This window comes from Sphingobacterium sp. HSC-15S19, from assembly GCF_050433745.1.
In the GTDB taxonomy this organism is placed as follows: domain Bacteria; phylum Bacteroidota; class Bacteroidia; order Sphingobacteriales; family Sphingobacteriaceae; genus Sphingobacterium; species Sphingobacterium siyangense.
The window spans coordinates 14,875-40,342 of sequence record NZ_JBNPWQ010000032.1 but is presented as its reverse complement, the minus strand read 5'-3'; the positions used below and the strand labels follow the sequence as shown (position 1 = coordinate 40,342).

At 40.8% G+C, this 25,468-nt stretch carries 32 protein-coding genes and 1 tRNA gene; 19 read left to right on the top strand and 14 right to left on the bottom strand.

All coding sequences use genetic code 11. From position 1 onward, the window contains the following. Positions 1 to 68: 68 nt before the first annotated feature. On the top strand, positions 69 to 239 hold the full coding sequence (locus tag L1283_RS21885) for a hypothetical protein (RefSeq protein ID WP_167512273.1): 171 nt from the start codon (positions 69 to 71) through the stop codon (positions 237 to 239). A 102-nt stretch (positions 240 to 341) separates the two neighbouring features. Here L1283_RS21885 and L1283_RS21880 read toward each other — a convergent pair whose 3' ends face one another. From L1283_RS21880 to L1283_RS21850, 7 genes are all read right to left on the bottom strand, one after another. Further along, positions 342 to 1,001 carry a DUF6266 family protein gene (locus L1283_RS21880; protein ID WP_075992561.1) on the bottom strand — a complete coding sequence of 220 codons (660 nt, stop codon included), beginning with the start codon at positions 999 to 1,001 and terminating at the stop codon, positions 342 to 344. Between the two features lie 383 nt (positions 1,002 to 1,384). After that, positions 1,385 to 2,551, bottom strand: a complete 1,167-nt coding sequence (locus tag L1283_RS21875) for an alpha-hydroxy acid oxidase (protein ID WP_075992560.1) — start codon at positions 2,549 to 2,551, stop codon at positions 1,385 to 1,387. Between the two features lie 99 nt (positions 2,552 to 2,650). Then, positions 2,651 to 3,421 (bottom strand): SDR family NAD(P)-dependent oxidoreductase, encoded by a 771-nt coding sequence (locus L1283_RS21870; RefSeq protein WP_248933768.1) that lies wholly within the window; start codon positions 3,419 to 3,421, stop codon positions 2,651 to 2,653. Between the two features lie 57 nt (positions 3,422 to 3,478). Further along, positions 3,479 to 5,122, bottom strand: a complete 1,644-nt coding sequence (locus L1283_RS21865; RefSeq protein WP_286851044.1) for a sodium:solute symporter — start codon at positions 5,120 to 5,122, stop codon at positions 3,479 to 3,481. A gap of 9 nt (positions 5,123 to 5,131) precedes the next feature. Further along, positions 5,132 to 6,352, bottom strand: coding sequence for an enolase C-terminal domain-like protein (locus L1283_RS21860; RefSeq protein ID WP_088161500.1), 1,221 nt, complete (start codon positions 6,350 to 6,352; stop codon positions 5,132 to 5,134). 48 nt (positions 6,353 to 6,400) lie between these two features. Further along, positions 6,401 to 7,447: an alpha-L-fucosidase gene (locus L1283_RS21855; protein WP_088161499.1), complete on the bottom strand. Its 1,047-nt coding sequence runs from the start codon at positions 7,445 to 7,447 to the stop codon at positions 6,401 to 6,403. Between the two features lie 45 nt (positions 7,448 to 7,492). Then, the gene (locus tag L1283_RS21850; RefSeq protein ID WP_232475778.1) at positions 7,493 to 7,921 is read right to left on the bottom strand and encodes an L-rhamnose mutarotase; all 429 of its coding nucleotides are present in this window, start codon (positions 7,919 to 7,921) and stop codon (positions 7,493 to 7,495) included. Between the two features lie 162 nt (positions 7,922 to 8,083). Between L1283_RS21850 and L1283_RS21845 the strand changes: the two genes are divergently transcribed. After that, the gene (locus tag L1283_RS21845; RefSeq protein WP_088161498.1) at positions 8,084 to 8,965 is read left to right on the top strand and encodes an AraC family transcriptional regulator; all 882 of its coding nucleotides are present in this window, start codon (positions 8,084 to 8,086) and stop codon (positions 8,963 to 8,965) included. 236 nt (positions 8,966 to 9,201) lie between these two features. Further along, positions 9,202 to 9,585 (top strand): low affinity iron permease family protein, encoded by a 384-nt coding sequence (locus tag L1283_RS21840; protein ID WP_232475777.1) that lies wholly within the window; start codon positions 9,202 to 9,204, stop codon positions 9,583 to 9,585. Positions 9,586 to 9,806: 221 nt separating this feature from the next. Here L1283_RS21840 and L1283_RS21835 read toward each other — a convergent pair whose 3' ends face one another. Then, positions 9,807 to 10,397: a ferritin-like domain-containing protein gene (locus L1283_RS21835; protein WP_075992554.1), complete on the bottom strand. Its 591-nt coding sequence runs from the start codon at positions 10,395 to 10,397 to the stop codon at positions 9,807 to 9,809. Positions 10,398 to 10,658: 261 nt separating this feature from the next. Between L1283_RS21835 and L1283_RS21830 the strand changes: the two genes are divergently transcribed. From L1283_RS21830 to L1283_RS21820, 3 genes are all read left to right on the top strand, one after another. Further along, positions 10,659 to 10,910, top strand: a complete 252-nt coding sequence (locus L1283_RS21830; protein ID WP_157626078.1) for a hypothetical protein — start codon at positions 10,659 to 10,661, stop codon at positions 10,908 to 10,910. 324 nt (positions 10,911 to 11,234) lie between these two features. After that, positions 11,235 to 11,756: a DUF4142 domain-containing protein gene (locus tag L1283_RS21825; RefSeq protein WP_088161497.1), complete on the top strand. Its 522-nt coding sequence runs from the start codon at positions 11,235 to 11,237 to the stop codon at positions 11,754 to 11,756. Positions 11,757 to 11,921: 165 nt separating this feature from the next. Continuing rightward, entirely contained in the window at positions 11,922 to 12,422 is a 501-nt protein-coding gene (locus L1283_RS21820; protein ID WP_075994784.1) for a hypothetical protein, read from the top strand. Between the two features lie 33 nt (positions 12,423 to 12,455). Here L1283_RS21820 and L1283_RS21815 read toward each other — a convergent pair whose 3' ends face one another. Both L1283_RS21815 and L1283_RS21810 read right to left on the bottom strand, forming a co-directional pair. Continuing rightward, on the bottom strand, positions 12,456 to 12,683 hold the full coding sequence (locus L1283_RS21815; protein WP_157698448.1) for a hypothetical protein: 228 nt from the start codon (positions 12,681 to 12,683) through the stop codon (positions 12,456 to 12,458). Between the two features lie 132 nt (positions 12,684 to 12,815). Continuing rightward, positions 12,816 to 13,301 (bottom strand): DUF421 domain-containing protein, encoded by a 486-nt coding sequence (locus L1283_RS21810; RefSeq protein ID WP_286851039.1) that lies wholly within the window; start codon positions 13,299 to 13,301, stop codon positions 12,816 to 12,818. Positions 13,302 to 13,529: 228 nt separating this feature from the next. Here L1283_RS21810 and L1283_RS21805 point away from each other — a divergent pair, with 228 nt between their 5' ends. The 4 genes from L1283_RS21805 (at position 13,530) to L1283_RS21790 (ending at position 16,038) form a co-directional block, all read left to right on the top strand. Further along, the gene (locus tag L1283_RS21805) at positions 13,530 to 14,273 is read left to right on the top strand and encodes a nucleotidyltransferase (RefSeq protein ID WP_286851037.1); all 744 of its coding nucleotides are present in this window, start codon (positions 13,530 to 13,532) and stop codon (positions 14,271 to 14,273) included. A 1-nt stretch (position 14,274) separates the two neighbouring features. Further along, positions 14,275 to 15,009, top strand: a complete 735-nt coding sequence (locus L1283_RS21800; RefSeq protein ID WP_088161493.1) for a metallophosphoesterase family protein — start codon at positions 14,275 to 14,277, stop codon at positions 15,007 to 15,009. A gap of 135 nt (positions 15,010 to 15,144) precedes the next feature. After that, positions 15,145 to 15,699, top strand: a complete 555-nt coding sequence (locus tag L1283_RS21795; RefSeq protein WP_075992549.1) for a type 1 glutamine amidotransferase domain-containing protein — start codon at positions 15,145 to 15,147, stop codon at positions 15,697 to 15,699. An 87-nt stretch (positions 15,700 to 15,786) separates the two neighbouring features. Continuing rightward, positions 15,787 to 16,038 carry a Rho termination factor N-terminal domain-containing protein gene (locus L1283_RS21790; protein WP_145330571.1) on the top strand — a complete coding sequence of 84 codons (252 nt, stop codon included), beginning with the start codon at positions 15,787 to 15,789 and terminating at the stop codon, positions 16,036 to 16,038. A gap of 63 nt (positions 16,039 to 16,101) precedes the next feature. Here L1283_RS21790 and L1283_RS21785 read toward each other — a convergent pair whose 3' ends face one another. Then, the gene (locus L1283_RS21785) at positions 16,102 to 16,305 is read right to left on the bottom strand and encodes a hypothetical protein (RefSeq protein WP_145330573.1); all 204 of its coding nucleotides are present in this window, start codon (positions 16,303 to 16,305) and stop codon (positions 16,102 to 16,104) included. Positions 16,306 to 16,585: 280 nt separating this feature from the next. Between L1283_RS21785 and L1283_RS21780 the strand changes: the two genes are divergently transcribed. Beyond that, positions 16,586 to 16,801 carry a hypothetical protein gene (locus L1283_RS21780; protein ID WP_145330575.1) on the top strand — a complete coding sequence of 72 codons (216 nt, stop codon included), beginning with the start codon at positions 16,586 to 16,588 and terminating at the stop codon, positions 16,799 to 16,801. A 134-nt stretch (positions 16,802 to 16,935) separates the two neighbouring features. Here L1283_RS21780 and L1283_RS21775 read toward each other — a convergent pair whose 3' ends face one another. Further along, positions 16,936 to 17,496 carry a DUF4230 domain-containing protein gene (locus L1283_RS21775; RefSeq protein WP_075992545.1) on the bottom strand — a complete coding sequence of 187 codons (561 nt, stop codon included), beginning with the start codon at positions 17,494 to 17,496 and terminating at the stop codon, positions 16,936 to 16,938. Positions 17,497 to 17,698: 202 nt separating this feature from the next. Here L1283_RS21775 and L1283_RS21770 point away from each other — a divergent pair. After that, positions 17,699 to 17,772: transfer RNA gene (locus tag L1283_RS21770), tRNA-His, on the top strand. Positions 17,773 to 17,868: 96 nt separating this feature from the next. Here L1283_RS21770 and L1283_RS21765 read toward each other — a convergent pair. Beyond that, positions 17,869 to 18,030 carry a transposase gene (locus L1283_RS21765; RefSeq protein ID WP_312460305.1) on the bottom strand — a complete coding sequence of 54 codons (162 nt, stop codon included), beginning with the start codon at positions 18,028 to 18,030 and terminating at the stop codon, positions 17,869 to 17,871. A gap of 539 nt (positions 18,031 to 18,569) precedes the next feature. Next, positions 18,570 to 19,349 (bottom strand): class I SAM-dependent methyltransferase, encoded by a 780-nt coding sequence (locus L1283_RS21760; protein WP_083663620.1) that lies wholly within the window; start codon positions 19,347 to 19,349, stop codon positions 18,570 to 18,572. Between the two features lie 174 nt (positions 19,350 to 19,523). Between L1283_RS21760 and L1283_RS21755 the strand changes: the two genes are divergently transcribed. From L1283_RS21755 to L1283_RS21725, 7 genes are all read left to right on the top strand, one after another. After that, positions 19,524 to 20,480, top strand: a complete 957-nt coding sequence (locus tag L1283_RS21755) for a bifunctional helix-turn-helix transcriptional regulator/GNAT family N-acetyltransferase (RefSeq protein WP_286850050.1) — start codon at positions 19,524 to 19,526, stop codon at positions 20,478 to 20,480. A 153-nt stretch (positions 20,481 to 20,633) separates the two neighbouring features. Beyond that, a complete protein-coding gene (locus L1283_RS21750) occupies positions 20,634 to 21,167 on the top strand; it encodes an RNA polymerase sigma factor (protein WP_145329058.1) in 534 nt (177 codons plus the stop codon). Beyond that, positions 21,148 to 21,420, top strand: coding sequence for a hypothetical protein (locus L1283_RS21745; RefSeq protein WP_286850047.1), 273 nt, complete (start codon positions 21,148 to 21,150; stop codon positions 21,418 to 21,420). The genes L1283_RS21750 and L1283_RS21745 overlap by 20 nt, the downstream gene beginning before the upstream one ends. A gap of 12 nt (positions 21,421 to 21,432) precedes the next feature. Continuing rightward, positions 21,433 to 22,116 carry an ATP-dependent Clp protease proteolytic subunit gene (locus tag L1283_RS21740; RefSeq protein WP_075992541.1) on the top strand — a complete coding sequence of 228 codons (684 nt, stop codon included), beginning with the start codon at positions 21,433 to 21,435 and terminating at the stop codon, positions 22,114 to 22,116. A gap of 96 nt (positions 22,117 to 22,212) precedes the next feature. Next, positions 22,213 to 22,623, top strand: coding sequence for a VOC family protein (locus tag L1283_RS21735; protein ID WP_075992540.1), 411 nt, complete (start codon positions 22,213 to 22,215; stop codon positions 22,621 to 22,623). 84 nt (positions 22,624 to 22,707) lie between these two features. Continuing rightward, on the top strand, positions 22,708 to 23,808 hold the full coding sequence (locus L1283_RS21730) for a DNA alkylation repair protein (RefSeq protein ID WP_286850043.1): 1,101 nt from the start codon (positions 22,708 to 22,710) through the stop codon (positions 23,806 to 23,808). A 118-nt stretch (positions 23,809 to 23,926) separates the two neighbouring features. Beyond that, positions 23,927 to 25,468 (top strand): M20/M25/M40 family metallo-hydrolase, encoded by a 1,542-nt coding sequence (locus tag L1283_RS21725; protein ID WP_312352937.1) that lies wholly within the window; start codon positions 23,927 to 23,929, stop codon positions 25,466 to 25,468.

The following is a 25,468-nucleotide window of genomic DNA, read 5'->3' as shown; positions in this document are numbered from 1 at the left end:
TCAATAATCGGAAAGACTAAATCTTGCTGCGTATAACAAAGAAAAACAGCACGTAAAAAATAGCTATTATGGAAAAGAAATTAGCGTACATCGCCCCCAAAATTAATACAACGACAATCGAACTTGAACAAGGTATTGCAGCTGGTTCGGCATATGCCAGACCAGAAGATGCCAACAGCGGTAAAGTAAACGAACAATGGGAAGTAGGATCAACAGATAATAGAAATATCGACTGGTAAACTATTTTCAACAGTAAACAAAAGGAAGGGGCAGTCAAAAATGAATTGCCCCTTTTTATGCAATTTTATAATAGACGATCGTGTCATCCATATTTTTTATTGTCAAACCTTTAGCGTACCCAAGTGCAGACTGTCTGTATTACCTCCACCATAACTTTCGATAAAAAAGATATACACCTCATAGGTCACTTCCTTTCTATTTTTTGGAATTTCAACATTTTGTTTGCCAGACATTAAGCTGCTTTTCAAATCGTTCATCACAAGTGGATACCCGCCCCCATGATCCGCTGCATTATACAGGATTAAGAACGAATCGTAAGATCCCGTGTCAAACTTTTCCTCCAGATAAGCATCATATTCCCAGGTGACCTGAAGCACTTGGTTTTCTTGATCGAAATCCATTGTGTAGGAAGTAATGGGATTGGGGCTTCCTTTGGCAATCATAAATTTCGACCAATCAACGACAAAACCGTCTTCTTCCTGGATAAGTGCTTTATTCAGATTATAAGACATCGCTATATCGTATGCCCGTTTAGGATAGCTGTACACCTTATACCCCATATTGATGATCGGTTTTAATTGGCTAATATGTGACCTCACAATTTTGAAGCGTTTTCTACTCAGCAGTTGCTTAGGAGTGGGCTCCCGTTTTTTAACGCTAGGGAGAGATCGTACATAATTTCCTGTTTTAGTCGACACAAACACAACAGAACCTGCTTTCCCGGAAACAGTTCCATTTACACCATTTTTGATTATTGCCATAATTACTTGATTATGTTATAGATAATAAAGATAAACATTAATACGGAAAAATACGCATACCAAATTATAGCTAAAAACAGTTTTCAATCAATACTTAGACAGTAATTAGTCACTGTTTATTCAGTCTTCACTGAGCAAGCACTGAACAAGCACTGAACGAGCACTGAACAAGTACTGTTTAAAAGTGGAATTTGATTACCATCTGTTGCATCTAAGAACTAAAGGAGAAAAGGTAAAAGCCGACGACCTTTCATGCGAACTATAACGTAAAAAAAATGTCTCCTACATTTGCTTAATACAAACATAAGAGACATCTTCTTCTTTTTATCGTAGGTCTTATTGCCAGCCCAAGGCTGGATCGGAAACTCGACCTACTGCTGCAGTTACAGGACAGCCTGCAGACGTTTTGGAAAATCTTCAATCTTTGAAAGACTCAATTGCTTCATAACCTGAAACAAATGCGTCTTAAACATATTGATTGTATGTTCCCCACCTTCATTGCCCAATGCGCCAACCCCATACATAAATGGTCTTCCCATAAAATTGAAATCCGATCCAACTGCATGTGCCCGCGCGAGGTCAACCCCTGATCGAATACCACCATCTAACATGATTTTTATCTTCTTTTTATAGTCTGGGTTGCTCGCTAAGTGGATCAATGAATTGATCGAAGATTCACTTGCATCGAGCTGTCGTCCACCATGATTTGACACAATGACTCCATCAACGCCCAATGCGATAGCAGCCTGCATATCTTCATCGGTGGCAATCCCTTTAAGCACCAGGGGCCCTTTCCAAAGATCCCGAATAGCTTTAATTTTCTCAACATCAACTTTACCCGTAAAGGTTCTGTTCATAAACTGTCCCAGCTGCGCTAAATCAAGTCCCTTTTCCATGTAAGGCTTCAATGTTGCAAAAGAAGGAATTCCATGCCTTAATGTTTCTATCCCCCAAGTTGGACAGGCAAAGGTTTGTAAAATATTGGCGATACTCATTTTAGGCGGCATAGACAATCCGCTTTTTATTTCACGATAACGAAGTCCAAAAGCAGGCACATCCACCAGAACTACCAATACCGGACATTCAACAGCCTCCAGACGTTTAATAATATCATCGCGCAACCTGTTTTCCGTAGGATGATAGAGCTGAAACCAGGCTTTCCCATCAGATACCTCGGCAATACGTTCAATACTACTTGTTGATACTGTACTCAAAATATAGGGAATATCATTTTTTGCTGCCGCTTTCGCAAGAATTTCCGGCGCATTCGGCCACATCAATCCCTGAAGTCCGATAGGTGAAACACCAAAAGGTGCACTGTAACGACGACCGAATAATTCTACAGATAGGTCTATTTCTTCGCTCGCAAGCAGATATTGCGGCTTCAACAGAATATTATCAAAATCATTCTCATTTCTGGCAAGGTTCAATTCTTCATTTGCACCTCCGGTCAGATAATCAAATGCAAATCGGGGAATCCTTTTCTTCGCTTTAATCTTTAGATCTTCAACAGAAGGATAACGTGTATTATATATAAATTTCTGGCTCATGATTGATATATTATTTATAAACAGTCTATGACTGCGCGCCAAACTTAGAAAAATTGCATTTCAAATGCAAGCTAATTGTAGCTAATATAAAAAAATCTGTCATACATTTCTGCGATACCCCAATTCAGCACCACCACTTACAGGTAGATTTACCCCTGTGATAAAGCGTGCTTGGTTTGACAGCAGAAACACACAGGCATCAGCAATGACATCGCCCTCAGGACAGTATCCCAGCAAATGAATATCCTTCAAAAAGTCAAAAACCTGTGTTGGATGCGCTTGCTCCAGTGTCCATTTGTTGAGCATGGGTGTCATAACAGCTGCAGGCATAACCGAATTGACACGAATACCGACAGACGCATAGTCTATGGCCATAGATTTTGTCAAGGCGTTGATAGCACCCTTTGTGGCGGCATATGCCGCGTGGTTCTCCTGGCCAATATCCCCCACTAAACTGCTCGTATTTAGAATACAACCAGCAGATTCCTTTAAACGAGGGTAGCCATACCGTGTAGTCAGAAGAACACTTTTCATGTTGGTTTCCAGCAACCTTGTCCATTCATCATCCGTAGTTTCATGCAAAGGCTTTGCTGGGCTTGCCAGACCAGCATTGTTATGGATTGCATCCAGCCGCCCAAAAACAGCAACAGTCTTTTGGATGGCCAGGTCAACTTCGCGGGCTTGCGTAACATCCGCACAGATACCGATATGTGGCGCACCGATCAGTTCAGCTGTAGCATCTACCGATCCTTGATCGAGACCAATAAAAGCAACCTTTGCCCCTGCTCTGACATAGGCTTTTACACATTCCAAACCGATTCCAGCAGTTCCTCCTGTAATCAATATTATTTTATCTTCTAAGGTTTTCACGTTTTTATTATTCTTGTATTTAGCATCAAGTTCCAAAGAATCGGAACAAATTAAAAATTAGTTGAAAATTACATATAAAATCACGACAATAGCGAACAGCAATGCAGACAAAATACGGTAATTCCCGATACCCGACCAGGCTTTTCCCCGAAGTGGATCCACGGGGTTCTTCCAGTACAAATCCCGACTTTGTGCAGTATGCTGCACGGGATACTTATACGATAACAAAACCTGAAGTAACATACAGATCAAAAACAGATAGAAAGCCATCATCATAAATGGTGTCTGCCCTACCCACGAGTCAGGTAGCAGCTTATTCAGCAAAAATACGGCAACCCCCAAAACAGAACCTATCCACAGGGTAAGTTTTGCAGCTGTTGCTGATGCTCCTTTCCAAAAAACACCTAAAAGAAACACGCAGGTTATTGGTGGTGCAATATGAGCAATCACATCATTTATGCCATAAAAAATACTCTCATAGCGATCCAATAGTGGTAAAAGAGCCAGGGAAAATCCCATGGCAATAACTGCGGCAATTTTCCCGATACGAATAAGCTGTCCATCGGAAGCAGCAGGACGTCGCTGTTTAAAGATATCGTAACTCACCATGGTCGATATCGAATTTAGTGCACCCGATATCTGACTCATTAAACCCGATAAGAGCGCCGCTACCAACACACCAATCAATCCCGAAGGCAAAAGTTGCGTAATCATGAGTGTATAGATACCTTTTGAATTGACCTGCCCTTGATGGTCTACGCCAAGACTGCTTAAATCCAATTGACCTGTTTTAAACAGCGTATACGCAAATAGCCCCGGAAGCACAAAAATAAATACAGGCAAAATTTTCAGAAAACCACAAAAAAGGGCACCCACACGTCCATGGTTTTCGTCCTTGGCTCCTAAAAGGCGCTGAACAATGGTCTGATCGGCACACCAGTACCAGATGCCTAAAATCGGATAGCCAAACAATACGGCATACCAAGGCATTCCACTTCCATCGTTGCTACCACGGAGCATAGAAAGACGATCAAGGGCATTATCCTGCGCCAGAACAGCTTTCATCGGCATCCAACCGCCCATCTTGTCAAAAGCTGCAAAACTGATAATAAAAGCTCCTGCAAGCAACACAATTGTCTGGATAGATTCCGTCACCACAACAGCGCGCAGCCCACCCAATATCGTATATATTCCAGTTATCACACAGATTACCGTAATACTCAAATACATATTAAATCCAAAAAGTGTTCGTAGCACAATCCCTCCGGCCAACATCGAAAAAGCGATATGAATAACAATGGCCGATAGTATGGATATAAACGTGAGCCAATCTCTGCTGGAACGATCATAACGCCGTTCCAGAAAGTCAGGCAAAGTTGTAACACCCGATTTGAGGTAAAATGGCACAAAAAAAAGCGCCAGTAAGATTAAAGTAAAGGCAGCCATCCATTCAAAGTTGCCGTTAAGCAAGCCTGTATCAAATCCGCTCTGTGCCAAACTAACCAGATGTACCGTTGAAATATTAGTTGCAAAAAGCGCCAACCCAATGGCTGGCCACCGAAGTGTCTTTCCAGCCAAAAAATATCCTTCAGCGCTTATTTCCTTCACTTTCTTAAATCGCCCTGATCCAGCCAATATGCCGACAACCAAAATCAACACAATATAAAAGATGGCGATACCTAAATCTAAATTTCCTAACATAACGTCAACTTATAACAAATCACAACTGCTTCCCACATCCATTGGGGTACGGTACACGCCATTCGCTATAGACACAGGATGTACAAAATGAGACTTTAGGTGTGGAATATGCTCCAAAAACAAAGCCTCATGCCCAAGGCTTATATGGTTAAACAAAACAAGATGCTGATGAAGCTGCCCCATATCACCGACATGCGGTACAACAGGAATATTGTATTTTCGACAAAGTAGACTCACTGAAATAAACTCGCTCACGCCGCCGACCCGAACAGCATCCACCTGTACAAATCCCGCCGCACCCATTTGAAGGTAATTTTTAAACAAGATACGGTTCGGCACATGCTCACCCATGGCAACTTTTATCGGCGCAATGTGCTCGGCTAAGCGTTTATGTCCAACAATGTCGTCAGGATGTGTCGGCTCCTCTACCCAAAAAGGATTCATCTCCTTAAGCTCTTGACAGATGGATAGCGCCTGAGGTAGCGTCCATTGCTGATTCGCATCGAGCATTACTTTAGCTTCATCACCCGCAACCTCCCGTACAATATGCGCACGACGAATATCCCGTAATGTATCTTCACTACCTACTTTGAGTTTCATTGCGGAGAAACCGTTATCTAAAGCACGTTTACAATTCTCCCGTACTTTTTCATCAGAATAGTTAAACCAGCCTACTGATGTATCGTAGCCCGCATAGCCCTTTTCAATAATGTCCATTCTTTTATGACCAGTTGAGATAGTCGACTCCAACAGGCTGATGGCTTCACCCTTTGTAAACTCATCTTCCAAATAGGAAAGATCCAACGTATTGACAATCTCTTCAGCACTGAGGTCGGTTAACAGCTTCCAAAGTGGAACTCCTCTCGTTTTAGCCCAGAGGTCAAAACAGGCATTTGTTACCGAACCTAGGGCCAGATGAACGATACCTTTATGGGGACCCAACCAACGAAATTGCTGTTCGTTGCTCAACTTATTAAACAATTGACCAAAATTTGCCATAAGATCTTCAATTGGAATCCCTTTCAATCGTTCGGCATAGAAAGCTGCAGCACGACAGACCAGCTCATTTCCTGCTCCCAGTGTAAAAGCCAGACCTGTGCCTACGCGCCCCTTATCATCTGCCAATCGAGTCACAGCATAAGAATAGATCGGATCCTTGTGAATCGCATCACTGCCCGCACCTGTAGCCAAAGGAAATCTCCGATCCTGAATATCAAACGTCTTTATCATAAAATCTTAACGTACTTGTTTTTAGTGTTTAGGTTAATCTATTTTGAATTACAACTTTAACTTATCCTTTAATTTGCGCAAAATGTCAACATCCGAATCCTTTATGCGTCCCATCCGATTGGGACCAACGTTTAAGATCAGGATATTGTCTTGTGCGGTTGCGGTCTGATAAATCCCCGCAAGCTCTTCCAAAGACTTATACTTCTTGTCTGTAGTATTATAAAACCAGCGTTCTCCAAGTACCACTGTTGTCTCAAAAGGCATGTAGTAAGTATTCCCGTTGGCCATAAAAAGCTTAGGATCAGGATTGATCGGAAGATAGGGATCGCCTAGCCTAAAGTCACTTGGAAAGTAACGTATAGGATAATAATTCTGCTGATCTTTCGGCAAAACAATGTGTTTGTCTGTGTTCTCAGGTGATCCTATACTCCAGTTTATACCAATTTGACATCCGGGCATCTTTTTCTTGATCAAATTGTAAATCGCCTGCGTGGGCCATCGATAGCTCTCTTTTTCCCAGCCACCGTCCAGCCAAAGCTCAACGATATCTGTATACTTTTTGGTCATATCAACCAACTCACTAAGCTGGTTCAACATATATTGATTATATGCTGCATCTGCAGACATGTCTTTTACATTGGGGTTCTGCTTTCGGTCCCATAAAGAATAATACAAACCAAGGCGCATCCCCTGTTTGGCGCATTCTTTAGCCAGCTCCTGCACAACATTTGTCGCGTTTGAAGAACTCGCCACATCGTAGTCCGTATACTTACTATCCCATAAACAAAAACCTTCATGATGTTTCGTAACCAAAATCATGTACTTCATCCCAGCTTCCTTTGCCGTTGAAACCCACTGTTTAACCTCAATAGCCGATGGCGCATACGAGCTAGCAGGTTTAGATCCGTCTGTCCACTCCTGGTCATGAAATGTATTCATGCCAAAATGAACGAACATACCATATTTTCGGTCAATTTGCTCCCGCTGATAAGCATTGGGGTGTATCGATGGAACAGGTACAATAGTCTTTGTCTGCGCACAGAGATTTGTTCCCAATACAGCAAGTGTCAAACTAAATAATAATTTCTTTCTCATGGTTATATAATGTTGGTTATTACAGCATTCATTCTTTTTCTTTCTTTATTCCGTATGGAATACTTCCGCCATACCAGACCATATCTCCCCTTTCTCCTGTGCATCGGACAGGGGTTGCTGACAAGGATCTGTTTCTTTCCACCAACGCTGTGTCTCTGGATCGGACGCCATCTTCTGCATATCAAGCTTGAAATTTTGTCCTACATATTCGAAATAGCTAAAAAGAAAAAATTTACCGTCTATTTCCTTCAAAAAAATAGAATAATTGCGGATATGACATGCCTTGATCTTTCGAAGTACCGTGGGCCAAACCTTAGCATGAAGCTTCTTATAATAAGCTACTTTCTCTGCTTTTAATCCTGTTATAGATGCATAGCGAGCCATAGGGCGGCTTCTTTCTGTAGACCGAAAGGCTGTCGCACAGAGTACGACAAAGACGATCATCATGCTATAAGGATATAATTTAGGATTCATAAGCTCTACGCGTTATTTTATACGAAATTACGCGCTTAACAGTTCTGTGACTACTGCTAGATTGCTTAATTCTCCCACTATATTAACATTTTTACCTCTGCTTACCTCTTTTTAGGGCAAAATAAGCTATATTACTTGCTCTTAATTAAAATAACCAAACGCATGAAACCTGTTTTTGCAAAAATTCTGGAAGGTGCAGCTATTACGGCTTTTGCGACCAAAGATGTGCAGCGACCATTCTTCTCCACCGAATTTCACTTTCATAGCGCCTGTCAGATGACCTATATTGTGGAAAGTGAGGGAAAACGGATCATTGGAGATAATGTGAGTAACTTTGTTTCTGATGAACTCACTTTTGTAGGGCCCGATCTGCCACATGTTTGGCACAATAACTATATAAATTGCCCGGGCTCTGCTATTGCGGAGACAAAGACATCCCGCTCTTTGGCCTTGTATATAGAACCTAAATTAATGATTAAAGTTTTAGGGCATTTCTTTCAGACACATAAAATCGAAGCATTCTTTTCGGCCTCAAAACGTGGTCTCCTATTCCGTGGCGCAACAAAGGAACAACTGAAGGTAAAGCTAAAAAAGATCGTACAGCTGGATTATGGCTTTGAGAAAACCATTTTGTTATTGGAGATTATCGAATTGATGTTATCCACAGATGAATTTGATTACCTCTCCAGCGCGGGATACACCCACAACTATAGTCCTATTGACAATAGTAAAATTGACAGCATCTTTAAATTCGTATTTAACAACTATACTAGAGAAATTCAATTGGATCAAGTTGCGCAGCTATCTAATATGTCGAAACATTCCTTTTGCCGTTACTTCAAATCCCGTACGCAGAAAACCTTCGTCCAGTTTGTCAATGAGGTGCGCATTAGTGAATCCTGTAGATTGATCGTTGAAAATAAACATCAAATCACGCACATTGCTTATGCCTGTGGTTTCAATAGCCTTTCAAACTTTAATAAAATTTTCAAGTCAATTAAAGGAGTCACACCTAGTCAGTACAAAGCTCAAATACGGCAGTAGCAACAAAGCAGGTAGGCTATTCTTAGCTATGGAGCAGAAAAACCTTTGAAGAACGGATCTTTTAAGATAAAGCTAATAAATGCAAACAAATTCAGTTTCAGTGGGGTCTCTATAGAAACTTAAAGTTTAGCAATGAAAAAGAGAAAAAACTTATTTGAACGGTTCTCAAACTGGGCGACACACGCAACTGGTAGTTCAGCGGCATTTATTATTGCAACATCTACAGTTATCGGGCAGTGAGTGGTCCCATATTTAACTACGCTGAAACCTGGCAACTGGTCATCAATACAGGTACGACCATTGTTACTTTTCTAATGGTATTTCTTATTCAAAAATCGCAGAATAAGGATTCAAAGGCAATCCACCTCAAGCTCAATGAATTGATTGCCTCTCACGAGGGCACTAGCAATAGAATGGTTAATTTGGAAGATCTCAGTGAAGAAGAACTTGATCAGCTTGCAAAATTTTATGCCCACGTCGCTAAATTGGCGCTTCAGGAAGGTGACCTTACCTGCACACATTCAATTGATGCCGCAAAGGAAAATCACGCTTTTAAAATGAAGGCTCGAAAAGAAAGACACGCCGCCACAGACGGTAACAGAACAGACAAGACGGATTAGCATTTCAAATTATTAATGATAAAAAAATAAATCCCCGTAATGGGGATTATTATAAATTGTAAAGCCGTGCTTCCCATATTAGAGTATTTCATAGCTCATTTTTTGGAAAAGTCCCAGCAAAATTGGATTGAGCCTTTTATACTTTCTTTACATAGGTGCTTTTAGCAACACACTTACTGATCATTTTCTTCGGTTTTCACAATCGTGTTATAGACAGCTACCTATTTAGCTTTCGAATTAAGATTTGTATCGGCCAGCGCACTTAGATCTTCGTCACATTTCTTTTCCTCATCCAGTGTTTCAAGTAGCAATTTCAAAGCATCCTTATGTTCCAGCACTTTTGCAAAAGCCGCCAGTGTGCCATAAGTAGCAATTTCATAATGTTCCACCTTTTGAGCCGCAGCAATAATAGCGGCATCCCGAACAGACCCGACTTCTGTTTCTTTCATAAGGCTTTCTGCTTCTTCAACCAAGCCCGCCATCGCTTCGCATTTTTCAGCTTTTGCTTTCACTCCTATAAACTCAAAACATTGTTCGAGGCGCCCCACATGCGTTTCTGTTTCCGCCAAATGTTTAGAAATAGCAGATTTCAATTGTTTTGAACTTGCATTTTTTTCCATCTTAGGAAGTGCCTTTGTCAGCGCTTTCTCAGCCCAGTAAATATCTTTTAGACCATCTTCAAATAATTCCGCTAAATCTTTTGCTGCACCTGCCTCGGCACGTAGCTTTCTTCCTTCCGAAGCAGATGCTGAAGTTGATGTGCTACCTGATTTTGTGCTTGTTTTGCTTTTGTCTGCTGATGTTGTTGCCATAATAATAAGTTTTATGCTCCGAAGAGCTGTTCGTCAAATAAACAGATCTCAAACTTTTTTCGTTCAGCAAATCACGCTGATACTTCCAAATCAAGCATTTACCACATATCTCCAGTAAAAACACGTTTTTCCGACACAAGGCCCCAAAAGAAGAACCACGCTACAATTAACGTACAAATCATGCTAAATTGCTTACTAACACAGTTAACGATCAAGCAACAGCGGTGGTTCACCAACAAATGATTATAAATTAAATGTAGTATGAATAAAAATTGCACAACTCAGGATGCCCATCGAGGTATGGCCATTCTCGGTTCAACGATCGTATCACAATCAGGTCCCGAAAATCTTCCGAACGATATTCCGGACGAGCATGAAGAAGATCTACCGGAAAACACACCGTATCAACAACCGGAAATTGATCAGGAAGATTCTAAAACGGATGAAGAAATAGACCTAGGCATTGCCGAGGAAGAACCGGAGATACCCAGCCAAAAAACAACTGTTTCATAGCTGCCTGTTTTTAGTTTAGCTGAGTAATTTATTTTTGATGTTCCGAAATTGACATAAAAGCTTTAATCATGGTATAATACGAATTTGTACGATGCATTTACGTAAACAACACCGTTTTCGATTTAAATACGTAAAATATAACAGTTCCAAACCCTAGCTTCTCGACCACTGTTCACTATTTAAAACACACACATAAAGGAGTCTATGTTTATATCATCGGTATCGTCTTATCCATTTTAGCATCTTCTACTATCATTAGTTATGGACAAACAAGGAAATGACAACCGAAATAGCATACATCGTTAACAATTAAACAATAGCATTATGAAAACCTTTTTAAAAACTTTGGGAACGCTGCTAGTGATTTTTGCTTGCATTTTAACTGTTCAGGCGCAAGACAGCAAACCCGCTCAGCCACAGCCTGGAGACTTGGACTTTGCCAGCAAAGCCACGGCCAGCAACAATTTCGAACTGCAGACAGCAAGCATTGCTCTCTCAAAATCACAAAACCCTAATATAAAACAATATGCACAGATGATTACAGACGACCATACTGCTGCAGGAAATGAACTGTCGACCATTGTAAAGAATAAAAATTGGCAGCTGAGTACGAGTGACGATCAAAATTATAAATCCATGATCGACCAACTCAATCATGCGGACACAGCAAGTTTTGACCGCATCTATACCGATCTGATGGTTAAGAGCCATCAGGATGCCATTTCACTTTTCAAAGATGCGAGCACAGGCACAGCAATTACAGATGCTGACCTTAAGAAATTCGCTACTGATAAAATTCCCGCATTTGAAAAACATCTTGATCAAATTAAAAATATGCAGCCTTAAGATCCTTCGATAAGTGATATGCACATTACACCAAATGCGCCATCGCCAGCTGTTAAGAACAAAGTGCTCAAACCGACATTAAAATAATAAGCATATTTATTTCATTTATTCACTCCGAAGGACAAAGCCATAAAGGCGATGTCCTTCGTTAATTCTTATCATACCATGGAACAGACATTCGACTACATACATGAACTTCTTAATAGACAAATGGCGCTACGTGCTAAAATAGAAGACAGCCCTATTGCGGGCGAAATTAAAATGAGCTATGGGCAGGATTTTTATCAGGAAGAAGTGAGGGCTATGGGGCTTGCAATGATTCGCGATGGCTGGGACATGGAGGGCGAACAACTGATCCTCGATTTCACACATGAACACTATCCGACGCGAGCGAAGGATGAACTTATGTGGATCAACAAAATGATGCGTTACCTAGAGGTTATTACCGATACCTTTATTGACAATCTACATGCCGAGGGCTACCGCTGGTTACAAGGGAATGTCGATATGCCCAATGAACACGCGATATTCTATCCCGTTCACGACATAGATGCATTTGGAAAATTGTCCCAAGAACTAGGGTTGAATACTCTTATAGATCTGAAAATACCAAACCCATTGGAGCAGTTACCAGGTTGGATCTATTATCGCTCTGTAAGTAAATAATTTTGCACCATCGTTCGCAAAGATACAACTGGGTCAATCCGTATTTTTACCGCGATCCAGATTGTCCAATGGCACCCCTTCTTTTGCGCTCCCGTCATTTTTTGTCGTATCTTTTCCGCGGCTTCGGTGAATATTGTCTAACGGTAGACCATTTTGGTTGACTGCGGTGTCTATCAAAGTTTCCTCGCTATTATTAGCCCTATTATCGCAAGACATTGCTATTGCCGCAAATGCGATGACCAAATAAAAATATTTTATCATAATCTTATCTTTTATTTATGTTTTTTACCCCTTCCCAGGTTAGCTATGTGAAGTGTCAATAGGCTTTGATTCAAGTGATCCCTTTCGACGTCACAATATGTTTTTACACAGGAAGAGTTATCTGTTAAATATTTATTTTCTTTCCTTGAGTGTAAAGCTTATTCGGCCATTCGGCTCCATCAAAGCCATATCTACTTCATCAAGGTGCTTACTGTTTGTTTCTAGCCGCAAGCTCGTCAGTAGATCTGTGCGACTTACACCCAGTCGATCCATCTGATCCCATTGGATTTTACCGTTCTTGTATAAAACAGCCGGCTTACCTTTTACCATATTACCCAAATAGGGAAGCCGGGCCGATACCTGGGCCAGGATTTTATTGAAAATAATCATGACAAAGCCAGCGAACACCGTTGACAGGAACGGCGAGGCGCCAACTATCCCTCTAGCCAACACTGCACCTAGCATAATAATGATTACGAAATCCACACCCGACTTTCGGCCGAGAATTCGAATTCCTCCTAGTCGAACCAGAAAAAGCGCTATAATAAACATAATAAACGCGCGCGATCCCATCTGTAACATCGTGAGATCCTCACCAGAGCCAAAAAAACTGTCCATATCTATGCTGTTTAGATCGTTGTGATATGTCCATCCATACTTCATCAGGCAATGAGCCCTCTATTTTATTTCAGACCATTTTATTTCAGAACATCGATAAGAGCCCTCCGAGTTCCAAAAATTTTTAAATAGAGTACTTTTACTATTAATCTGGTGGATAATACGTTTTCATTGACTATCAACAAACTACTGCATTTATTTGACTGTCTTTAAGAAAAAGTAGACAATATGATTCATTTAGATAATCCACCTGAGGATTGCTTGGCTTTCTTTCAAGATACATTGAGACTGCTACAAGAGAACGGATGTCAATTTATGGTAGGTGGCGGTTTGGCTATGTTTCACTACACAGGGATCATACGGCCTACGAAAGACATGGATATTTTTTGCAAAAGCAGCGAATACCCAAAAATTCTCAAGCATTTTGCCGCCAGTGGTTATAAAACGGAATTGACGGATGTAAGATGGCTGGCCAAGATTTATAAGCCCCCCTATTTTATTGACATTATTTTTGATAGTGTCAATCACAATTGTACTGTGGAACAAGATTGGTTTGACAGGGGGCCTGAGGGAGTGTTGTTTGATAAAACCGTACGTTATATACCCGCAGAAGAACTCGTTTGGTGTAAACTGTATGTGCAAAACCGAGAGCGGCACGATAGCGCCGATATAAACCATATTTGGCTAAAATATGGGAAGAAACTGGACTGGGATCGTTTATTATCCCGGATGGATCAACATTGGCACCTCTTGTTGGCCCAAATGCTCATCTTTCAGTTTACCTATCCGCATGACTATCGCGATATTCTACCAAAGGAATTATTTGATCAGCTTATTAAGCGCGCAGCAGACCAGTATGAACTGCCTCCTTGCTTAGAGAAAGTTTGCCTTGGACCGCTCATCGACCAGACACAATATGAGATCGATATTAAAGAATGGGATTATAAATCATATACCATAAAAACTGTTTGAGATGAATAAAAAGACAACAATAGCCGCTTTGGGCGATATACATATGAATGCAAACCAGCATGGAAAATGGAAAACAAAATTTGAAGAAATTTCAGAAAAAGCAAAAGTCCTGCTATTATGTGGTGATTTAACCGACACGGGGGATGAAGAAGAAGCTGAATTACTCGTTGCCGAACTTCAATCCATCAAAGTTCCGGTCCTCGCCGTATTAGGAAATCACGATTATGAAAAAGGCCGGCAGAAACAGATTCGACAAATTTTGACCGACAGTAAAATTACGGTTTTGGACGGCGAAGCAATCGTAATCGAAAATATTGGTTTTGCCGGCGTAAAAGGATTTGGTGGTGGGTTTGACCGTTATATGTTGTCGATGTTCGGCGAAGATGCCATGAAAAGTTTTGTGCAGGAAGCTGTAAACGAATCATTGCTACTGGACCGTGCCTTGGCAAGGTTAGAGCAAGAGCATGCAGCTATAAAAAAAGTCGCTTTACTCCATTATGCACCTATAGCGGAAACAGTATTGGGTGAACCCGAACAGATTTATCCATTCTTAGGCTCAACACATTTAATGGAGCCGCTCCAGCGGCGTAAAGTTACTGCTGCCTTTCATGGGCATGCGCATGCGGGGAAATTCAAAGCCCTATCCCCCGCCGGAATACCGATTTATAATGTGGCAGTACCTGTACTGAAAGCTCATCATGGCGACGATACATGCTTTGCACTTATCGATATCTAAATTCAAAATCAACTTTAACTTCTCATTATGGTAATTGTCAAAACCCAGCTCGAAAGTAATTTATATCAAACCTTCGTAGGTTTAGATCCGTTCTCTTTAAGAACAAAAAACATATAATACAAACAAACTTTAGCTATGGAAAATTTAAAAAATAAGCGGATTGCCATATTGGTAGCAGATGGATTTGAAGAAATCGAATTGACCAGTCCCAAAGAAGCGCTGGAAAATGCAGGCGCCAAAACAGACATTATATCACCGGCTAAAGGAAAAGTTCGCGCAAAAAATGGTGATGAGTGGTCAAATGATTATCCTGTCGATGTTGCTCTTCAGGAGGCAGAAGAGGATAAGTACGATGGATTGCTGCTGCCCGGCGGAGTCATAAGCCCCGATAAATTGAGAACCAATAAAACGGCTATTGCTTTGATTAATGCTTTTTGGGAACGTGATAAACCGATCGCGGCAATTTGTCACGGCCCACAATTACTTATTAATGCGGATTTGGTACGTGATAGAAAAATAACGTCTGTCGAGGCCATTCAAATGGACCTGATTAATGCAGGCGCATTATGGGAAGACAGTAAAGTCGTCGTTGACGATAAACTTATTACGAGCCGCACGCCCGACGATTTACCCGCTTTTAATAAAGCCATTATCAAAGCATTTGCTATGGAAAAAAAGAACAAAGCGTAATAGTACCGTCTAATAACGTATTAAAACGACCAACCTTTTGTGTCTGTAACATGTTCAGCATATAAGTAACAAATAAAACAGAACATTATGAATACGACAAAAAGTTCAAGCCATACGACTGTTAAAGGACAATCGCAGGGCAACAGCAGCAACAAAGAAAAAAAATCAGCTCCAGCAACTGCTAAAAGCGCTTCTGCGTCTAAGAGTTCACAAAAGGGAAGTTCAGAAAAAACCAAAGCTGAGCTCTTGGAAATGGCAAAGAAAATGGATATCACGGGTCGTCATGATATGACAAAAGATGAACTTATTAAAGCCATTGACAAACAGGGCAAAAAATAGAAACGTTTTTAACGTATAGGTTCGGCCACTATAAAAAAGACCCGCAGCAAATGCGGGTCTTTTTTATTTCTTCCTTTCCTTGGGCCTATCAGCAGGGTCATTGGGCATGTCATTGAGCTGATCCACCTGCGGGTCTACACCAGCCTCGGCATCTCCTTGATCCTTATCGTTTACATCCCGAAGTGACTCCCCGTTCACTCCTAGCTTGACCTTTTTCTTTTTTTCCATTTCGGTCCCGACAACGCGGTTTTCATTTTTTGTAGCCATATTCATCTATTTTTTGTTGTTTAATCAATGTATAAGCATATGGTGAAAACCAAATCGGACAAGGCCAGCGGTGTTTTTTGTATTGGTTTTCTCGATCATAGGAACAGTACTCAATTGCAAAAAGTTTTTACAATGTAATTTACCTAAAAACTAAGAATATAAGATATGTTTTCTTTTTATATCATAATAGCTAATTTAAAAATCCGAAACTATTTTGATTTGACCTTTGTTCTTCCGCTGAGTGTATGCAGCGGCATGCCATCATTAAACAATAAATAATATGAAAAACCCAACAAAATTAATTTCCTTCGGTCTAATATGCTTAGCAGCCTATGGATGTAATGGCGTTAAAACTGATGATCAAAAATCAAAGGAACTGATGCGGGACTCCGTTCCCAACGATACCACGACGATACAATATCGCGATACCACATCTGCAGAATCCCGTGGAGAAATCCCGCCAACACCACAGCCCGATACATCGACAAAAAAGTAAAACAAATATAAACTGGCTATTGTTCTTGCGTGGTAATAGCATAATTATGAAATCCTCCCGTCGTGAGATGGCTGGAGATTAGATTTATTGTAGAGAGCTAGACAATGTTAACATTGCCTAGCTTTTTTTTGAATTTATTCGAAAGTCAGATTGATTTTCGAAAACCCCAATCCCTGTAAGAGCGGTTTAAACACGGTTGTTGCGTTGGCCTTGGTTTGCTGCAGAATATCTGACTTCTTAACATCATCAGCAACAGCTTTTTCCGCCGCTTTGTAAGCTTCATCCACAAGCTCTGCTTCGCGCAAGAACGCCATTTTGGTATCATAGACTTTGGATGCTTCATGATCGATCTTAATGTAGCAGATTTCTGGAGCCGGCAATTTGATGGAAACCGAATCCCCTACAACCTTGATATCTTCCGGATTAAGTTTTGTAAGGTTCACACAGCCTACAGCATCTGCTTTGACGATTAACAATACGCTTGCATCCGGCAAAAACGTATTCACGTTTTTATGCTCCACAACATCGCTATAGCGGTATTTGACTAATTCCAGTTTTCCCATTGCTTCAATGCGATCCACCAACAACTGATGTTTGCTTTCCACTGCCGGTCCGCTGTTATATTTTTTATACACGAACCAAGCGCCCACTGCCAAAATGGCTACGATAATTAAAAATTTTAAAAATTTTCCCATAAACTATAGTATACAAATTAAAGACCAAGCTGCTTTTTTAGGCATTTAACCTGAAAATATTACCTAGATATTATTCTCCAAGGTCGCTAAACGGGCATGCTTGAAAATTATACCTTTTGATAGACAATTGTTTAGTCAAAAAGTTTAAAAAACATTTGGAACATATAAGCTATAATACTACTTTTGTGACATCAAAATCACGGTAGGTATAGCTCAGTTGGTTAGAGCACTAGATTGTGGTTCTAGGGGTCGTCGGTTCGAGCCCGATTACTTACCCAAAAGGCAGATCAAATGATCTGCCTTTTTTGTTTTCTTGTAAGTCCTTGTTAAGATCTATGGATCATACCGAAAGTTTGGGGGGAAGGGAAGTTTTTAAGCATACAATTTCATTACTCTATATAGGAAAAATGTGGTGTCCCTTACGCCGCGAAAGAGACTCCTGAACGCTTTGAGCTTTGCATTGAAAGATTCTGCTGAAGCATTGGTGCTTCTATTGTCGAAGTAGTGTAGAATATATTGATGATGCGCTGCAATGGATCTTGCTACGCTCTCAAATGAAGCGATGCCCGCATTTTCAACCTGATTGTGCCAGTCCTAGTTTGGTCAATGCTATCTTTTTGTCCTGGCATTTATTGAATATGTCACCTACGGCAATTCCAAGGTCATAAACGAGCTTTAGCTTGGGAAACCACATGAACAACAATTCAGCTCGGTATTTCTGGTTTTCGGACCATCGGTTTGGATGCTTGAACAAGAAGCTACAAATCAAATTAAATATTGCAGTGCTCAAGGAATAAATGAACATATATTATAGCGTAAAGAAACTTACCCACTCCGGTGGAACTTGACGGATTCTTGGAAACCGGAGCGAGGTAAGTATATTTTTAGTAGATGTAATTTGTGTTACATTACAAATGTAATCTATTGAAGCTTACGAAATGTTACCATAATCATTCCTTCAGTATACAAATTCAACTATTTTATAATTTTTTAGGAAAGAAATACGTTTTAAGCGTCTTTTTCAGATAACAACATAATACACATGAATGAAAAGATGCTATCTCCACAGACTATTAACGCCACATAAACCCACCAATACGGAAGAAACGGAGAAACTTGTTGATCATGGTCAAAGCAGGTTTCTTAATCTTCCATTTTAATCCATCGAATCCTGTGGGAGCCGCATTGAAATCTTTCACTGTCGCTGCCCCTGTCTTCATATGTATCGGTGCTTCATCCCTTCGATGCTTCTCCACGACCAAGATGCTGTCATAGTAATGCAGGGAACTTACCGAACGCGTAAATCCATTGACCTTCAATCCACGTTGCTCGGAATGGTAAGCATTGATGTAATCAATAAAATTTTTACTGTATTCAATAAAAGTACCGTTCCTTTTATGGCCACCACCATAAAATACCTGATAAGATGTATGTAAATCTTCACAAAGGTATACGCCATTATCTTTCACATGATCAAAAAGCTCCTCAAATGTCACAATCTGTTGTATCATCGTATGACCACCATCATCGATCAATATATCGATCGGCGGAATGGATTGCTTTACCTGCCGCAGGAACTTCCGGTCCGACTGTGAACCAATAAATATCTCTACATTCTCTTCTTCGAGTTCCTTACAGTGCGGATTGATGTCGATACCGTAAATTTTCGCACGATCACCAAAATAGTTCTTCCACATCTGAAGACTTCCGCCCTGAAAAACCCCAACTTCCAACACCACGATCTCTTTGCCTTTGAAACGACTAAAATGTCTGTCGTATACATCGAAATAATGCATCCATTTATTGATTAGCTTCGCATCATTATTTCGGAAATAAGTTTCTAACTCGTTCATGTCCTTCGGTCTATCTTAAGGGGTTCTGGTTTTTTACGCTTTGAATTTATTGAAATATAACGAAAAAAACAACGATATATTTTTGTTTCAGCAGAATTTTAAAATTTAAATTTTACAACATTTAAATTATTTTCCTACATTTACATAACTGATTATATAATTACTTATAATACGATGGAACTATTTGAAAAAACAGGAAAAATAGCATTAGGCAGCAGATTGCGCTATATGGCTTCCAACATCACAGAAGAGGCCGCCCGATTACATGAGCTTTATCAGATTGATTTTGCGCCCAAGTGGTTTCCCGTTTTCTTTATCTTGTCTGAGGGTGATTCAAAAACAATTACCGATATAGCAACAGAGATTGGCCACTCCCAGCCATCAGTCACTAAAATCGTTAAAGAAATGATCAATGCGGGTCTTGTAGAGAATAACCTTCGCTCTGTGGATAAACGGCGAAATATGGTTGGATTGACCGATAAAGGAAAAATGCTTTGGGAAAGAATGAAAATTCAATGCATCGATATCGATCGGGCCATAGATGGGGTTATCCAGGAAGCCACGCACAATCTATGGGAAGCTTTAGCTGAATGGGAATTTCTACTTGAACAAAAATCCTTGCTGAAACGCGTCCAGGAACAAAAGAAAATGCGTGAAAGTAAGGATGTCAACATTGTTCCATATGATCCAACATACCGCCTGGCATTTAAGTCTTTAAATGAGGAATGGATTTCCACCTATTTTGAAATGGAAGAAACTGACCATAAAGCACTTGACAATCCCGAGGAATATATTTTGGTAAAAGGGGGTAAAATTATGGTTGCTCTTTATAACGATGAACCTGTAGGTGTATGCTCACTTATTAAAATGAATCATCCCGATTTTGACTATGAATTGGCAAAAATGGCGGTATCCCCAACAGTGCAGGGCAAAAGTATAGGCTATCTTTTGGGAAGAGCAATTATTGAAGAAGCAAAAACCTTAGGGGCATCAAAACTGTTTCTCGAGAGCAACACCATTTTGAAACCTGCAATCAATCTCTATTACAAGTTGGGGTTCCAAAAGATTAGCGGCTATCCAAGTCCTTATCAACGATGTAATATCCAGATGGAACTGGATTTAAAAAAATAACCTTGAGCAGTAGAAACATAAACTGGAATAAGCTAACTCTGATAAGCGAATGAATGCTTCCCCAAAAAAGGGAAGCATTTTTGTTTAACTAATTTTTCAAATAAAAGGTGATACTTTTCACTAAATTGGTACATGTCTATAAATGATATTGCTATGCAACAATTGATCAATTCAAATCGAACAATAGACCGACAGGTGCTCTTTATGAACTTGTATAAAAGTACATTTCCCATCGTGGCTAAGTATATCAGTCGCATGGGTGGTAATTTGGATGAAGCCAAAGATGTATTTCAGGACGCTTTGCTGGTGTATTATGAAAAGATTCTTTTAACAGCAGCACCACTAAACAACGATATTGGCTATTTGGTTGGAACAGCCAAAAATCTATGGTTAAAACGGTATGGTCAATCCAGTCCAAACCTTCCCCTAGATCAAGTGGATATTGCTTTGATAACCGAAGAGTCTCCTTCTAGCACAAGGCTGTTTCGTTTTTTGGAGACTGCTGGGCGTAAATGTTTAGAACTCTTGAAAAGCTTCTATTATGATCAAATGTCACTGCAGGAAATTGCAGATGAATATGGCTATTCGGGAGCAAGGAGCGCCACTGTACAGAAATTTAAATGCCTGGAGAAAGTTAGAGAATCCGTTAAACAAAAATCCCTGGTTTATGATGACTTCATGGAATGAAATCCAACAGATAGAAGCGTATATCTTTGGAATAGCGAAGCCGGAAGATGCACTGCTTTTTGAAGCGAAATTGGTGTTGGACGAAGAGTTGGCACACAAGGTTATTGCGCAACAAAAAGCTTATGCAGCTATTCGGCAATTCGGGCGCAAACAAGTGAAAATGGAAATTGAAGCCATGACGCAGGCATTATTTACACATCCTGAACATGTCTCTTTTAGAAAAAAAATAATAAAGCTATTTAGCAAATCCTAAATTCCTAACATCATGACGATTGACAAAAATGAGTTCCGCAAATTTGCGGTAGGGCATTGTTATGTCCAAAAAGATCTAGTGGATCATTATATTTCAGGCATCGAGCAGTCACGCATTCCGTTGGCCATGACGCCATATATCACCGAAGAACGCGAATTGCGTGTATCACAAATGGACGTATTTTCCAGATTGATGATTGACCGTATTATTTTTATGGGTGCTCCTGTAGAATCCAACATCGCCAATATTGTACAAGCCCAGCTGCTATTCCTTCAATCTGTTGACCCCAAAAAAGATATACAACTGTATATCAACTCTCCCGGAGGTGAAGTGTATGCCGGATTAGGTATTTATGATACAATGCAATTGATCAGTCCGGATGTTGCAACGATCTGCACAGGTATGGCGCTCTCCTTTGGTGCGATATTACTCTGCGGCGGTGCTTCCGGCAAACGTAGCGCACTGGAACACGCACGGGTGATGCTCCATCAGCCACTTGGCGGTGTTCAAGGACAGGCTTCGGACATCGAAATTACAGCCAATCAAGTGCTGAAAATTAAGAAAGAGCTGTACGATATTATTGCCAAACACAGTGGACAGAGCTATCAACGCGTACATGATGTCAGCGACCGGGATCACTGGATGGTTGCTGCAGAAGCAAAAGAATTTGGAATTATTGACGACGTACTAATCTAGCAAGGATAAGTAAATTTATGGACAGTTTCAATCGGGCTATTGACAGACTATTGTCAATGGCCCTTTTAACTTTGTCATCAATAAATTTATATCAGCATGAAACTAACATCCATTCGACTGATTGCAAATGACATTCAGCAGTCCGTCAGATTCTATGAAGAAATCCTGGGGCTCACCGCACAATGGTTTACACCAGATTTTGCCGAGCTTTCCACCAGTTCGATTACCCTAGCTATAGGAGGTACTCGCACGATGCAAATGTTTAGCGACAGCCCCATTATCTTTGGTAACATGGCCCCTATTATTATTGAATTTTTAGTGGGAAATGTAGATCATGAATATATTCGGATCAAAAATAGTGCTTCAAAAATCATTCAGGAACCGACAACAATGCCTTGGGGTAATCGCTCATTGCTTTTTTGTGATCCCGATGGTAACATGCTTAACTTTTTCACTCCGCTGAGCCCTGAGGCGATCAAAAAATTTGGCGTAGAAGCCACGAACTAATCCGCTCACATGACAAGATACTAAAGTCCAAAAATTAGTATCTTGTCTTCCTTAATCGATATTTAACAGCTATTTCTTCAACTCATGGCCCTAATTAAAGATATATATACACCGGAATTTTATCAGTTTATTGCCGATCAGTTCCACCGCGTTGACAACAGTTTTAACAGAGAACAGTTTATCAAACGCGTTTTTTCAGGCAGTTTTCATGAAATGGAATGGAAACAGCGTACAAAACACAGCACAGTGGCCTTACATGAATTTATGCCGGCATCCTTTCCCGAAGCAGCGGCCTTACTAACACAAGTGGTGGAACATCTCTTAGAAACGAAGCATCGGGGAGGCCTTGAATATGTTATTTTTCCGGACTATATCGAAACTTACGGTATCGGAGATTTTGAAACAGCTGTGCAGTCATTTGAAATCGTCACGAGATTCATAACCTGCGAATTTGCCGTCCGTCCATTTATTATCAACTATGGATCTCGTATGATCGCGGAAATGGAAAGATGGTCCAAAAGCCCACATCCTCAAGTTCGACGCCTTGCAAGTGAAGGATCTAGGCCCCGACTCCCCTGGGCGATGGCAATTCCAGCGTTGAAAAACGACCCTTCCCCTATCCTGCCTATCCTCCAAAACCTCCATAATGACCCATCCGAGAGCGTAAGAAGAAGTGTGGCCAACAATCTCAACGATATTGCCAAAGATCATCCCCATCTCGTTCTGACCATTGCCCAGCAGTGGAATGGAATCAGTAAAAATACAGATGCCATCATCAAACATGGCTGCCGTACCTTACTCAAACAAGGACATCCAGCAATTCTAAGCTTTTATGGACTGGATAGTAGCGATTTTCATATTAGGAATCTCAGTATCCATACACCGGCAGTTAAAATAGGTGAACACCTTATTTTTTCCTTTGAAATTAAGAATGGAAGCAGCGCCCCCCGATCACTACGTTTGGAGTATGGGTTATATTATCAAAAGTCAAATGGTCAGCTATCTCGAAAGGTATTTAAAATTAGTGAACGAATCTATCAGGGAACTGAAATAAACCGTATCGAGCGAAAGCAATCTTTCAAATTGATTACTACCCGGAAATTCTATGCCGGGAAACATAAAATTTCAATTATTGTCAATGGGCAAGAAACAGTCCAACAGGAATTTGAGCTATTGCACATTTAACGGGAAATAAGAAACAAACGAAGGGCTTTCGTGTTCTACTAGAAACAACAGGATATACGCTGGACAGGTTTTTCCCAGCGTATATAAGGTAAGTTCTTATGTTAATATGAGGTCTGTTATGAAGAAAATTCTCTTAATCCTTTTTGTCTTACTTATCCTATTTATCATTGGGCTTTTAATTAGAACGCTGACTTACCCGTTTACGCGTGTCAAAAAATCTGCTGCAGCGCCTGTGCAGCCAGCGGTCAATGATAGCATTGTTGCCCGATTTGCCGGCGGCATCAAAATAGCCACAATCTCTTTTGGCGACTCGACATTATTTAATCATGTTCCTTTTGAAGAACTTAATAGTTACATCAGGCACAATTTCCCACTGATCTATCGCTCCCTGGAAACCTATACGGTCAATGGCCACGCGCTGGTCATTCGACTCAAGGGAAGCGACAATAGCTTGCTTCCGCTACCCTTTCTTTCTCATATGGATGTGGTTCCTCCCGGTTCAGCTGCTATAAAAAATAACGATTCAACGCTATTTCAGCCTAGAGACCAGGCAATACCGCCGGTTAGTGAAATAGCCGAAGAATGGGACTATGCACCTTTTACGGGGGCAGTAGCCAACGGCCGCATTTATGGCCGCGGAAGCTTAGATATGAAAGGCATGCTCTTCTCCTTACTTGAAGCTACGGAACAGTTGGTTCGAGAACAGGTACAGCCCAAGCGGGATATCTACCTCGCTTTTGGTTTTGATGAAGAAGTTGGTGGCGTACGCGGCGCAGCTAAAATAGCAGACTACTTCAAAGAAAAAGGTCTTAAATTCGAAGCCGTTTATGACGAGGGTGGACTCATTCTGGAAAAGGGCTCGGTCAAGGGAATCAGCTCCGATGTAGCATTGATCGGTTGCGCGGAGAAGGGATTTTTATCCCTGAAAATTAAGGTCAAAGGTCTTGGTGGGCACTCTTCGATGCCACCAACGACGAGTGCAATTGGTAAAGCGGCAGTCATTATGCAGCGCTTAGAAAATCACCAGATGAAAGCACAGATCAGCCCTATGATCCAAAACTTCTTTCAACAGGTTGGTGGTAGCATGCCTTTTGTCTCCCGTTTTGCGATCGCTAATCGCTGGCTTATGGAACCTTTACTTCTGGCTCAACTAACGAAAAACCACTCGACTAATGCCCTCGTGCGAACAACTACAGCACTGACGATGATGAAGGGCAGCGATGCCCCCAATGTACTTTCACCTGAAGTTGAATTTGTTGTCAATTTTAGGCTACTGCCTGAAAACACCCTGCGGGAAGTTCGGGATCATGTCGAGCAGGCTACACGCGGGTTTGATGTTGAAATCGAACAGGTCGACAATGCCCGAGAAGCATCCAAAGTTTCACCAACAGACGTTAAAGCCTATACGATGATGGAAGCTTCTATCCGCAGGCTATACCCTGATCTTATTGTTACGCCTTACCTGACTGTTGGCGGAACCGACGCTATCAAATACCAAAATCTCAGTGATCATATTTATCGCTTTATGCCCATTAAAATTAATCACGCTGAACAGCAGAGTATGCATAGTACCAATGAATACATCAGCATTGAAAACTACCTGAAGATGATAGACTATTTTTATTACATTATGCGTCACTACGACGATGAAACCATTTAA